Genomic DNA, 12,462 nt, shown 5'->3' with positions numbered 1-12,462 from the left:
TGGGTCTGCTTGGAATGGTTGTGACTGCGGCAACGGAGCCGCTGGTAGCTTACATCTTCAAAATCCTGCTGGATAACGGTTTTGTGCAAAAACCTACTTTCCCGTTGTGGCTGGTGCCGATAGCCGTGATTGGCGCATTCGTCGCCCGCGGCGCCTCGACTTTTTTGACAACCTACATGACCAACTGGGTGTCTACCCGGGTACTGACGACATTGCGGCAGCAAATGTTCAATCGCATCTTGAACGTGTCGATTGATTTCCACGCCACCCATACCGTGGGGCGCGTGATCAATTCGATCATGTTCGAAGTACAGCAAATCATAGAAATGATCAGCAAGCTGTTTACGTCGATTGTGCGTTGCGTGCTGACAGTTGCGGGTTTGATGGGCTACATGCTGTTCATCAGCTGGAAACTGACGATTGTGGCTCTGGTGCTGATGCCGTTGATGATGCTGGTGGTGCGCACCACCGCCAAGCGCCTGAAAAAGCTGAATAAGGATTCCCTCGACGTCAACGCCCAGTTGACCCAGGTAATCGAAGAAACCGCGCGCGCGCAGCAGGTCATCAAAGTGTTTGGCGGCGAGACTTACGAGAGGCAGCGCTTCGCGGAATCGGCCGAGCATATACGTCATTACAGCATGCGCATGACCAGCACCTTTGCCGCCACCGTGCCGGTCACGCAAATCATGATGGCTTGTGCGATGTCGGCGATGATCACGATGGGACTGGTGCAAGCAAGTCATGGCCAGCTGACCGCAGGCGATTTCGTGTCATTCCTGGCGGCGATGATCGCCTTGCAAGTCCCTCTCAAACAGCTGGCTGAAGTGAACGGCCCGCTGCAGCGTGGCATGGCTGCGGCAGAAGCGGTGTTTAAGCTGATCGATAGCCCGGTCGAACGCACTGGCGGCATACAGCTGGACAAACGCGCAAACGGGAAAATCGAATTTTCCAATGTCGGTTTTTCGTATCCGGGCCAGGAAAAGCCTGCGTTAAAAGGCATCAACCTGAGCGTCAAGCCTGGTGAAACCATCGCCTTCGTGGGCATGTCGGGCGGCGGAAAATCCACCCTGGTGAACTTGATTCCCGGATTTTATTCGACGACTGAAGGCCGCATCCTGCTCGATGACTTGCCTATCGAGGAGATATCCTTGAATAGCCTGCGGGCCCAGATAGCCATGGTCAGCCAGAATGTGGTGCTGTTCAACGACACTATCGCTGCCAATATTGCCTATGGCGACAGCGCGCCAGACCGGGCGCGGATTGAAGCTGCCGCCAAGGCCGCTTATCTGGCCGAGATGATCGCCGCTTTGCCTGACGGTTACGAAACGCAGGTCGGCGACAACGGTTCACGCCTGTCCGGCGGCCAGCGCCAGCGGCTGGCAATGGCGCGCGCTATCTACAAGGATGCTCCTATCCTGATCCTGGATGAAGCGACTTCGGCGCTGGACACTGAGTCGGAACGGGCAGTGCAGGCAGCGCTCGACCAGCTAATGCAGGGCCGTACCACCTTCGTGATTGCGCACAGGCTCTCGACTATCGAGCGTGCCAGCCGCATTGTGGTGCTCTCGAACGGCAGCATTGTTGAAATCGGCAGCCACGATGAATTGCTGAGCAAGCGGGGCGCATACGCAAATTTATATCATCTCCAGTTTTCCAAGGACGCGGTCAATATAGAGATGTAGCGCGTGCGATCTCAGGTTGATTGCCTGAGACCGCCGGTCTGCTCTCGCTGAAAATATCGTCTGAGAAAAATCACAAGAAAATCCCATGACAGCACAACTCGTTCCAGCCGAAATATTAAAGAAAACAGATAAAATCCTGTTCATCGCCCATCTTGCCCTCGGCGATTTCACTTATCTGCAGAATTGTTTCCAGGCTTTTGCGCAAGCCTTTCCTCATATCAAGATCCACATATGGGTGGATGAGGTACGCCGCACCAAGCAACCGGCGGCCTGGCCCTTCCTGAAGAAATATGCCTTGTATGACTGGCTGGCAGAATGTCCTTTCGTCGCCAAGATCTACCAGCAGACTTATAGTCCTGCCTTGTTTGAAGAATCGATCGTAGAGGCGCAAAAACAGCAATACCCGCTGGTGGTGTCGCTGTCGACCTTGAGGCCGCCCATGTATGCGACGCTGGCGCGCCAGATCAGTCCGCAAGGTTTTGTAGCCGGAATGAAAAAACCTGCTGGCATCCTCGCGCTGCATAAGCGTCTGGCTTACCGCAAACTGGATGCTGCTTTTGATCCTGACCGCGTGGCGCAGCGAGGAGTGCATATCAGCGATGTATATGCTGCCTGGTTCCATCGTTTGTTCGGCATGGACAGCGCGGCGTCGTCACGCCAGCCTTTCGTGCGGATCCCCGAGCAATGGGGGCGGTACGCGCAGGAACAGCTGAAACTCTGGGGTTTTGATCGCGACCGCCGGCAATCCGCCAATCCGGCCAAGCTGGTTTTCATCAACCCCTACGCCAAGACCCGCAAGCGTTGCTGGCCGCTGGAACGGGTGGTTGAACTGGTTGCGGCGATAAGAGCGCAAGACAGCTGGAAAGACACCCGCTTTATCGTCAACGTGGTGCCGGAAGAAATGGCGCAAGCCAGGACATTCTTCGACGGCCACGCGGTTGAGCGCTTGCAACTGTTCAGTGCGCAGGAGAATTTTTTCCAGTTGCCGGCAATGCTGCGCGAGTGCGACCTGATCATCTCGGTTGAAACTGCGGTAATGCACTTGGCGAACGCGGTGCAAGTGCCTGTGATTGCGTTGATGCGCCAGAAAAATCCTGAATGGGCGCCGATCGATAAAGAGAACAGTATCGTCATCACCACTGCAAACCGCCGAGACTGGGTGAAAGCGATTACGGTGGCTCAGGTGATCGCGGTTCTTAATCGGAAATAGCGGAAATAGCCAGGCTGGAGGATTTTTCCGCCAGCGCTTCTTGCTGCCATCGCAAAACGATTTCGGCGACACTTTCAGGCGTGATGTTTTCCATGCAAGCGCAAGTCGCGGCCTGGCTATCCTTGCAACCGGCGCAGCTGATCGGCAAGGACAGGGCCTGCGCCCGTTTTCCAAGCGGCGCCCAGCGCCCCGGATGCATCGGGCGCGTCGGCGGAAACAAGCCGAGCGTGCGCTGGCCTAGTGCGGCAGAGATATGGAGCGGACCGGTGCCGCTTGCAATCAAGCCGTCGGCAGCGTTGATCAGAGAGCTGAGCTGATCCAATGTGAACTTGCCGGACACGTCGCCTACATTCTGCAATTCGAGTAGTTCCTGGGCGTGCTCGGCTAGCCACTTTCCTTCGGCGGCGCTACCTGTCAGCCACAGATGGACATCCGGGTATTGGCTCAACTGCCGCGCCAGCGCCGCGTAGTGCTTGATAGGCCATTCGCGCCCATGCCCATTCGATTTTGTATGAAGGATCAGATTGAACCGATATGGCTGGAGCAGCTGGTTTATTTCAGGATTCTGCGGGACGTCGAAATCGTAGAGGGCTGAAATGACAGGCAGTTCCGGGATGGTGTCAAAACCGAAAGGGCGCAGGAATTCAAAATTGAACTGCGCTTCATGGTGCTCGGAATTCCCTTTCTTGAATCGTACCCGGCGGTTGCAATACAACATCTGGTACAGCTTATGGCGTGCGTTGCCGATGCGGTTGCGGATGCGGGCTTTGAACGCTATAACTGCAAGGCGTTTGTTCGGCTGCGCCAATATGATGGTGTCGACGTTAGCGTGAGCAAAATAGGCGGGAGGATCCAGCAGGAAACTTTCCAGTTCCACTACCTCATCTATGCTCCGGCATTGCTTGACGACCGGTGCGGCATAAGCCCGGCACAGAAAACTGATTTTCAGGGCCGGATATTGCTGCTTCAGAAAAGCGGCGATAGGTAATGTCAGGATAACGTCGCCGATGTTGTCGGTGCGGCATATCAAGATATGAGAGCTGGTTATTGCCATTATTGGATCGGTTAAGGCTATGTAAACGATGAGTTGCAGAAATTATAACCGGCCGTCAGCGCGGCCGGTGAGGTTCTCACCTTTTGTTACTTTTCATACATATTTACCTGGCGGAAAGGTATTTCATGTACCACTTGAAACTGTCCAGCACCTGGCCGCGCTTCATCAGGAAACGGGAATACATCCTCATCTCTTTATAGTTCCTTGGCGCCGGATCGAGCGCCAGGTCGGCCCAGGGGGAAAGTGCCTGGTATTTCACGAACAGGTCGGTGGAAGCATGTAAACACCAGTCGTTCCACGGTTTCACCGCGCCGGCGAAATGGATGAAGACTACTTCGCCGATATCGCGCATCTGGCGCTTGTCCTTTTCCAGGTCATGGATCAGGTCGTAGAGGAAATTCCATTTCCTGTCGATGTAGCGGATCTTTCCTTCCAGGACCACGTTGAGCGCATCCTGGTCGGGGAATCTGTACTCCTTGCCGTTTTCCAGGATGGCGAGAATGGTTTTCTCAGTGATTTCCTGCGTCATCCAGTTCTCGACGTGCATGTACATCACGCCCGAATTGAAATATTTTTGCGACGATAATTGCAAGGCCGCGCAGCGCCTGCGAGTGGTTTCGTCGGCATCCGGCACGACAATCGCCGCGCTGTCGCCGAAATCCATGCCTCGCAGCTCAGCCATGCTGCCGACGCACAGGATATCCGCATCCAGGTAAAGCACCTTGTCGCACATGCCGCGCAAGGTGGATGGGATCAGCAGGCGCGTGAAAATGGTCGGCGAATAGTAGGAGAACTGCGAGATGTGCGCGAACGGCTTGAATACTTCCGGATCGATAATGTGCACGTGCGTCTTGAGCTGGTACATCTGCTCCAGCAGCTTGAAGCGCTTGCGGTTGTCTTCGGACAGCGCGAAGGCAAACACATGGAAGGTGAACGTCACGCCGGGGCTGTTGGCGATGATGGAGGCGATCGTCGCCCCCATGCTGCGGCAATAGTGGTCGTCGACGCAGAAGGCGATGTGGAAAGAATCGTCAGGGGCCGCAGGGGAAGTCGGTGAAGGGTTAGTCATGTAAACCTTACATAAGGATGATGTCGTACTGCTCCTGCGGATAAACCGTTTCCACCTGCAGGGAAATCGGTTTACGGATGAAGTCTCCCAGCATGGCCAGATGCTGGGATTCTTCTTCGAGGAACATGTCGACCACCACCTGCGATGCCAGGATGCGGAATTCGCGCGGGTTGAACTGCTTGGCTTCGCGCAAGACTTCGCGCAGGATTTCATAGCAGATGGTGCGCGCGGTCTTGACCTGGCCCTTGCCGTTGCAGGCCGGGCAGGGCTCGCACAAGATATGCGCCAGCGATTCGCGGGTGCGCTTGCGGGTCATTTCCACCAGGCCCAGCGCGGAGAATTCGGATACCGATTTTTTGGTGCGGTCGCGCAGCAGGGCCTTGTGCAGTTCGGCCAGCACGGCGCTCTTGTGCTCGCCGTTTTCCATGTCGATGAAATCGAGGATGATGATGCCGCCCAGGTTGCGCAGCCTGAGCTGGCGTGCGATGGCGTGCGCCGCTTCCAGGTTGGTCTTGAAGATCGTGTCGTCGAAATTGCGGCCGTTGACGAAGCTGCCGGTGTTGACGTCGATGGTGGTCATGGCTTCGGTCTGGTCGACGATCAGGTAGCCGCCGGACTTGAGCGGCACCCGCCGGCTCAACGCCTCCTGGATTTCTTCTTCGACACCATACAGGTCGAACAAGGGGCGTTCGCCGGTGTAATGCATCAGCCGCGCGGTGACGGACGGCGTGTAGGTGGCGGCGAACTCCTGCAGTTTCTGGAAATTCTCGCGCGAGTCGACCTGAATGGTGGTGGTCTCGTCGTTGACGAAATCGCGCAGCACGCGCTGCGCCAGGCTCAGATCCTGGTGCAGCAAGGTCGGCGCCGGTTTGCTTTTCGCCAGCTGGGTGATGGACGACCATGTCTTGCGCAGATATTCGATATCCATCTGCAGGTCGGCCTCGGAAGCATCTTCGGCCATGGTGCGGATGATGAAGCCGCCTTTTTCTTCCGGCGGCAGCAGCTTTTGTACTTTGTCTTTCAGCAGCTCGCGCTCGGCTTCGTTTTCAATCCGCTGCGAAATGCCGATATGGCGGTCTTGCGGCAGGTACACCAGCATGCGGCCGGCGATCGAAATCTGGGTCGAGAGCCGGGCGCCTTTGGTGCCGATCGGATCTTTCACTACTTGCACGGTCAGCGACTGGCCGTCGAACAGCATTTTTTCAATCGGCGTCTGCTGGGCGGCCTGGCCGTCGTGGGCGCGGGTTTCCCAGATATCGGCAACGTGCAGGAAGGCCGCACGCTCCAGTCCGATATCGATGAATGCCGATTGCATGCCGGGCAGCACCCGGACCACTTTGCCCAGGTAGATATTGCCGGCCAGGCCGCGCGACAAGGTGCGCTCGATATGCAGTTCCTGCACCGCGCCCTGGAAAATCAGGGCAACGCGGGTTTCCTGGGGGGTGATATTGACGAGGATGTCTTCGCTCATAAGATGCGGATGCCTGCCTGTTGTAATAGTTGCGCGGTTTCAAAAAGGGGCAAGCCCATGATGCCTGAATGGCTGCCGCGTATGCTTTCGATGAAAATCGCTGCCGGTCCCTGGATGCCGTAAGCGCCGGCCTTGTCGTAAGGTTCGCTGGTGTCGCAGTAGGCTTCGATCATGGCCTCGGGCAGCTCCTGGAATAAGACATCCGAAACCTGCGTGAGTTGCCACGATTGTTCGCCATAAATGACGGCGATGCTGGTAAGGACCTGGTGGCTGCGTCCCGACAGGCGCCGCAGCATGGCGCTGGCCTCGGCTTTGTCGGCCGGCTTGCCGAGAATCTGGCCGTCGATGGTGACCGTGGTGTCGGCGGCCAGGATGGGCCGCACCGGCAGGCTGCGCCAAACCATCATCTGCTGCGCGGCGCGGGCCTTTTCCATGGTCACCCTGGCGACATAGGCCTGCGGCGCTTCGTGCGGCAAGACTTCTTCGCTGACGTCGGGGCCGCGCGGCGTCTGGTCGCGCAGCAAGAGCAATTCGAATGCGACGCCGATCTGTCGCAGCAGCTCCCGCCGGCGCGGGCTTTTTGAGGCAAGGTAGATTTTCTGGTAAGGATTTTTCATTGCTGGGGGCTGCGGCGGATGCGTCGTCTGATAATTCCAGCGATTATTGCAGAGTTAGCTGCGGATTGGGGGCATATCGAGGACTTATTGGGGTGCAATTATCAGGGGACAATTAAACCCGGTGATACGGATGATTCTGGGTAATCGACCAGGCCCGGTAGAGCTGTTCCGCCAGCAGCACCCTGACCATGCCGTGCGGCAGCGTCAGGCTGGAAATGCGCAGCAGGCTGTCGGCGCCGGCCTTGAATTCGGGATCGAGGCCGTCGGCGCCGCCGATGATGAAGGCGACATCGCGCCCGTCGCGCTGCCATTGGGTCAGCTGCTGCGATAACTGGACGCTGGTGAGGTCTTTGCCGCGCTCATCGAGGGCGACGATGCGCACGCCTTTCGGCAGCACCGCTTCGATCCGGCTGCGTTCCAGCGCCATGGCCGTTTCCGCAGTCTTGCTGCCGGAACGTTCGACCGGCTTGATTTCCTTGAGGACGATGCGGCAGTCCGGCGGCATGCGTTTCGCATACTCGCCGAATCCGCTTTCTATCCATGCCGGCATTTTATGGCCGACCGCAGCGATGATGAGCTGCATGAGGGAGGCTAGGGATGCAGCAGCTTATTCAGCTGCTTTTTTTGCCGGAGCACGCTTGACGGCCGGTTTCTTGGCCGGGGCCTTTTTTGGCGCCGCAGTCTTTTTCGGCGGGATCGAGCTCTTCGACGGCGCTACTTTGATGGTTTTGCCGACCGCCTTCTTGGCGCCGTCAGTCTTGACCGGTTTCTTGCGCGCAGGGGCTTTCTTCGGTGTTTCATCTTCCGCCTTCAATGCGTGCGAAGTAGTCAGGTGGCGCGAAATCTTCTTCGGCTCTTCTTCTTCGGCTGCGGTGCGGGTCGAAATCCGTTTGGCGGCGCCGAACTTGACTTCCTTGTCGCCCCAGATTTCTTCCAGGCGGTAATAAGCGCGGATCGCCGGCTGCATGATGTGGACCACCATGTCGCCCATGTCGACCAGCACCCATTCGCCGGTGTCTTCACCTTCGACGCTGAGGATGGTGCCGCCGTTTTCCTTGACCTTGTCGCGCACCGAGGCGGCCAGCGCCTTGGTCTGGCGGTTGGAGGTGCCGGAAGCAATCGCGATGCGGTCGAACAGGCCGGTCAGGTGGACCGTGTCGTAGACGCGGATGTCTTGGGCTTTGACGTCTTCGAGTGCATCGATGACGAGACTTTGTAGTTTTTTGATATCCATTTAATTCTTATAGAGATGATGTTGTTCAATATAGTCCAGTACTGCTGCCGGGACCAGCGTGTCGGGTCGTTTTGCATTGTGCAGCGCGGCACGAATTTCCGTTGCCGAAATGTCTACAGCCAGGTTTTTCGCCAGGTAGGTCAAACCGTGCGCGCTCTGGCGAATCTGTTCCGGGGTGGCGGCGCGGCGTGTGAATTCGCGCGTAACCTCGGCTGGAACCTGCGATTCGTCCATGGCAAACCCGGGCCGCGAAGCAACGCCCAGATGGGCATAGTCAAACAGGCGGTCCCAGCCTTGCCAGGTGTTCAAGTGCTGCAGCTGGTCGGCCCCCATCAGGAATACGATAGAAGCCTGCGGCCCCAGTTCTGCCCGCAGGGCTTGCAGCGTATCTATCGTATACGTCGCGGTTTGCCGCCGGATTTCCTGCTGGTCGATGACCAGGGGCACGCTTTGCTGGCTGAATGCGCGCTCCACCATCGCTACCCGCTGTTCCGGCGTGGCTTCCAGCCCGTGTTTCTGCCATGGGTTGCCGGCAGGAATCACCCGCAACTCGTCCGGCGCCAGCAAGGTCACAAAGTACTTCGCCAGCGCGACATGGCCATTATGGACCGGATCGAAACTGCCGCCGAGCACTGCGATGCATGGCCTGGGACGAGAAATCTGGCTAGGTGTCATAGGAGAGCTGCCCATCACACCCACTCGCGATGGATCAGAAAATCGGTATACAGCTTGGCTTCAGGGCTTCCTGCCGCCGGTTGCCAGTCGTAACGCCACTTGACCACGGGCGGCATCGACATCAGGATGGACTCGGTGCGTCCCCCGGATTGCAGACCGAACAAAGTGCCGCGATCATACACTAAATTGAACTCGACATAACGGCCGCGGCGATATGCCTGGAAATCGCGCTCGGTTTCGCCGTAGGGAATATCCTTGCGGCGCGCCAGGATCGGGGCATATGCCGGGATGAAGGCATTGCCCACGCTTTGCATCATGGCGAAGCTCTGTTCGAAGCCAAGCTGGTTGAAATCGTCGAAGAAAATGCCGCCGACCCCGCGCGGTTCCTTGCGGTGCTTCAGGTAGAAGTAGTCGTCGCACCATTGCTTGAAGCGCGGGTACAGTTTCTGTTCGGCGCCGCTGTCGAAAGGGGCCAGGGCGTCGCGGCAGCTGCGGTGGAAATGTTCGACGTCTTCCGTAAAACCGTAATACGGCGTCAGGTCGATGCCGCCGCCGAACCACCAGACCGGCTCCTGGCCTTCCGCGCTGGCGATGAAGAAACGCACGTTCATGTGCACGGTAGGCGCAAACGGGTTACGCGGATGCATCACCAGCGACACGCCCATCGCTTCCCACTGGCGGCCGGCCAGCTCGGGACGGTTGGCGGCTGCCGACGGCGGCAGGTTCTTGCCCATCACATGCGAGAAACCGACGCCGCCGCGTTCCAGCGCATTGCCTTCTTCGATGATGCGGGAGTTGCCGCCACCGCCCTCGGCGCGCTGCCACTGGTCGCTGCCGAACGGCTTGCCGTCGATCTGTTCCAGCGCTGCGACGATGCGCGCCTGCAGGTCGAGCAGATAGGATTTGACGGCGCTGGCCGGATTGCCGGCTGTGATGTTTGAGCTCATCGTGGAGTGATGTAGTGGATCTGGTTTGCCAACCATAACTGTTTATTTAGTCAATTGGGGCCAGGGTTGTCCGTCCTTGCTTGACGAAAACCCTGACCCCAACTAGATGCGGCAACTAATGCGGCAACAAGTGTCAACCGGCCGCCTGATCAGGCATGCTTCTTCAATGCCCGCCAGCCGATGTCGCGGCGGAACTGGGCGCCGTTGAAATGAATCGCGTTGACCACGTTGTAGGCTTGGTTCTGCGCCATCTTGACGCTGTCGCCCAGGCCGACCACGCACAGCACGCGGCCGCCGGCAGTGGTCAGGCGCTCGCCGTTCAGGGTGGTGCCGGCATGGAAGGTCACCGTGTCGACTGTCTCGGCGGGAATCCCGGTAACCAGGTCGTCCTTGCGCGGAGCGTCGGGATAACCGGCTGCGGCCATCACCACGCCGAGCGCGGTGCGGCGGTCCCATTCCAGCTCGATCGTGTCCAGCGTGCCGTTGACGGCGTGTTCCATCACTGTCAGCAGGTCGGTTTTGAGGCGCGCCATGATCGGCTGGGTTTCCGGATCGCCCATGCGGCAATTGAATTCCAGCGTTTTCGGGTTGCCCTTGTCGTCGATCATCAGGCCGGCGTATAAGAAGCCGCTGAACGGGATGCCGTCCTTGGCCATGCCTTGCACGGTGGGCGTGATGATTTCGCGCATGACGCGGGCATGCAGCGCCGGCGTCACGATAGGCGCCGGCGAATAAGCGCCCATGCCGCCGGTGTTTGGCCCCTGGTCGTCATCCTTGAGGCGTTTGTGGTCCTGGCTGGTGGCCAGCGGCAAGATGTTCTTGCCGTCGACCATGACGATGAAGCTGGCTTCCTCGCCGGCCAGGAATTCTTCGATCACTACGCGCGCGCCGGCATCGCCGAGGCGATTATCGGACAACATCATGTCGACCGCGCCGTGCGCTTCTTCGATGGTCATGGCGACCACCACGCCCTTGCCGGCAGCCAGGCCGTCGGCCTTGATGACGATAGGAGCGCCTTTCTGGTCGATGTACTGGTGGGCGGCGCCGACGTCCGAGAAGGTCTGGTATTCAGCGGTCGGGATGTGGTGCCGCTGCATGAACGACTTGGCGAAATCCTTGGAGCTTTCCAGCTGCGCCGCTTCCCGCGTCGGTCCGAAAATCTTCAGGCCGCGATTGCGGAAAATATTCACGATGCCGGCCGCCAGCGGAGTTTCCGGGCCGACCACGGTAAGCGCGACATGTTCGCGCTCGACAAAATCGGCCAGCGCGGCCGGATCGGTGATGTTGATGTTTTCCAGGCGCTGGTCGAGCGCCGTGCCGCCGTTGCCGGGCGCCACGAAGACGGTCTGGATACGCGGTGATTGGGCGATTTTCCACGCCAGGGCATGCTCACGGCCGCCAGAGCCCACTACGAGAATTTTCATAAGGTTATAACGTCCGCGTCAGTCTTCGATTATTGCGTTGCTGTAGATTTCTTGCACGTCGTCCAGGTTTTCCAGGGCGTCGAGCAGCTTTTGCATCTTGATCGCATCGTCGCCGGCGAACACGGTTTCGGTCGCCGGCTTCATGATGATTTCCGCCATCTCGGCCTTGAAGCCGGATTTTTCCAGTGCTCCCTTGAGCACGGAAAAGTCATGCGGTGCGGAAATGACTTCAATGCCGCCTTCGTCGTCGGTGATGACGTCCTCGGCGCCGGCTTCCAGCGCGGCTTCCATCAGGGCGTCCTCATTGGTGCCCGGCGCGAACAGCAGCTGGCCGCAATGCTTGAACATGAAAGCCACCGAACCTTCGGTACCCATGTTGCCGCCGAACTTGGAAAACGCGTGGCGCACTTCGGCCACGGTGCGGATTCTGTTGTCAGTCATGCAATCGACAATGATGGCGGCGCCGTTGATGCCGTAGCCTTCGTAGCGCACTTCTTCATAGTTGACGCCTTCCAGGCCGCCGCTGCCGCGCTGGATGGCGCGGGTTACGTTATCCTTCGGCATATTGGCGTCGGACGCCTTGTCAACCGCCAGCCGCAGGCGCGGGTTGGCGTCGATGTCGCCGCCGCCCATGCGGGCCGCAACCGTGATTTCCTTGATCAGGCGAGTCCAGATTTTTCCGCGCTTGGCATCGGTGGCGGCCTTCTTGTGCTTAATATTGGCCCATTTGCTGTGTCCAGCCATGATGGTTCTTTCTTGCTTGAGTTAGCTATAATCAAAGCGCAATTTTACCATATTGCACTTTCTTGAAATCCATTGAAATCCACTTAAAACGTCTGCCAAACCATGTCAAATCCTCTCCTGATTGCCAAAAACGCCCAGCACGACCTGGCGCTCCTGCCTGCACTGGTGAATCGCCATGGCTGCATCACCGGCGCTACCGGCACCGGCAAGACCGTCACCCTGCAGGTGATTGCGCAGGCGCTGTCGGACAGCGGCGTGCCGGTTTTCATGGCGGACGTCAAGGGCGACCTGTCCGGTATGGCCAAGGCCGGCGCGGCGTCGGACAAGCTCAAGCA

General features: G+C 58.4%; 13 protein-coding genes. 3 read left to right on the top strand and 10 right to left on the bottom strand.

The window, feature by feature from the left end; all coding sequences use genetic code 11:
- Positions 1–14: 14 nt before the first annotated feature.
- On the top strand, positions 15–1,682 hold the full coding sequence (gene msbA / locus JWQ61_RS06745; RefSeq protein WP_304359849.1) for a lipid A export permease/ATP-binding protein MsbA: 1,668 nt from the start codon (positions 15–17) through the stop codon (positions 1,680–1,682).
- Between the two features lie 85 nt (positions 1,683–1,767).
- Positions 1,768–2,892, top strand: coding sequence for a glycosyltransferase family 9 protein (locus tag JWQ61_RS06740; RefSeq protein ID WP_304359848.1), 1,125 nt, complete (start codon positions 1,768–1,770; stop codon positions 2,890–2,892).
- On the opposite strand, the gene JWQ61_RS06735 is transcribed toward JWQ61_RS06740, so the two are convergent.
- From JWQ61_RS06735 to JWQ61_RS06690, 10 genes are all read right to left on the bottom strand, one after another.
- Positions 2,879–3,946 (bottom strand): glycosyltransferase family 9 protein, encoded by a 1,068-nt coding sequence (locus JWQ61_RS06735; RefSeq protein WP_304359847.1) that lies wholly within the window; start codon positions 3,944–3,946, stop codon positions 2,879–2,881. The two genes, JWQ61_RS06740 and JWQ61_RS06735, sit on opposite strands and share 14 nt — an antisense overlap.
- Before the next feature lie 103 nt (positions 3,947–4,049).
- Entirely contained in the window at positions 4,050–5,015 is a 966-nt protein-coding gene (locus JWQ61_RS06730) for a glycosyltransferase family 8 protein (RefSeq protein WP_304359846.1), read from the bottom strand.
- 7 nt (positions 5,016–5,022) lie between these two features.
- Complete coding sequence (gene rng / locus JWQ61_RS06725) at positions 5,023–6,486, bottom strand: ribonuclease G (protein ID WP_061539200.1); 1,464 nt, start codon at positions 6,484–6,486, stop codon at positions 5,023–5,025.
- Positions 6,483–7,103 (bottom strand): nucleoside triphosphate pyrophosphatase, encoded by a 621-nt coding sequence (locus JWQ61_RS06720; protein WP_304359845.1) that lies wholly within the window; start codon positions 7,101–7,103, stop codon positions 6,483–6,485. The genes rng and JWQ61_RS06720 overlap by 4 nt, the downstream gene beginning before the upstream one ends.
- 112 nt (positions 7,104–7,215) lie before the next feature.
- Entirely contained in the window at positions 7,216–7,686 is a 471-nt protein-coding gene (gene rlmH, locus JWQ61_RS06715; protein ID WP_014005034.1) for a 23S rRNA (pseudouridine(1915)-N(3))-methyltransferase RlmH, read from the bottom strand.
- Positions 7,687–7,710: 24 nt separating this feature from the next.
- Complete coding sequence (rsfS, locus tag JWQ61_RS06710; RefSeq protein ID WP_304359844.1) at positions 7,711–8,337, bottom strand: ribosome silencing factor; 627 nt, start codon at positions 8,335–8,337, stop codon at positions 7,711–7,713.
- On the bottom strand, positions 8,338–9,012 hold the full coding sequence (locus JWQ61_RS06705; protein ID WP_304359843.1) for a nicotinate-nucleotide adenylyltransferase: 675 nt from the start codon (positions 9,010–9,012) through the stop codon (positions 8,338–8,340).
- A gap of 14 nt (positions 9,013–9,026) precedes the next feature.
- Entirely contained in the window at positions 9,027–9,959 is a 933-nt protein-coding gene (hemF, locus tag JWQ61_RS06700; RefSeq protein WP_304359842.1) for an oxygen-dependent coproporphyrinogen oxidase, read from the bottom strand.
- 149 nt (positions 9,960–10,108) lie between these two features.
- A complete protein-coding gene (gene purD, locus JWQ61_RS06695; RefSeq protein WP_304359841.1) occupies positions 10,109–11,383 on the bottom strand; it encodes a phosphoribosylamine--glycine ligase in 1,275 nt (424 codons plus the stop codon).
- 18 nt (positions 11,384–11,401) lie between these two features.
- The gene (locus tag JWQ61_RS06690; protein WP_304359840.1) at positions 11,402–12,127 is read right to left on the bottom strand and encodes a YebC/PmpR family DNA-binding transcriptional regulator; all 726 of its coding nucleotides are present in this window, start codon (positions 12,125–12,127) and stop codon (positions 11,402–11,404) included.
- A 102-nt stretch (positions 12,128–12,229) separates the two neighbouring features.
- Between JWQ61_RS06690 and JWQ61_RS06685 the strand changes: the two genes are divergently transcribed.
- Positions 12,230–12,462: helicase HerA-like domain-containing protein (locus JWQ61_RS06685; RefSeq protein ID WP_304359839.1), on the top strand; the 233-nt coding region annotated here is incomplete at its 3' end.

Origin of the sequence: Collimonas fungivorans (assembly GCF_028292705.1) — a bacterium.
Classification (GTDB): Bacteria; Pseudomonadota; Gammaproteobacteria; order Burkholderiales; family Burkholderiaceae_D; genus Collimonas; species Collimonas fungivorans_B.
The sequence above is the reverse complement of the archived record's forward strand: the minus strand, read 5'-3'. Positions and strand labels throughout refer to the sequence as shown.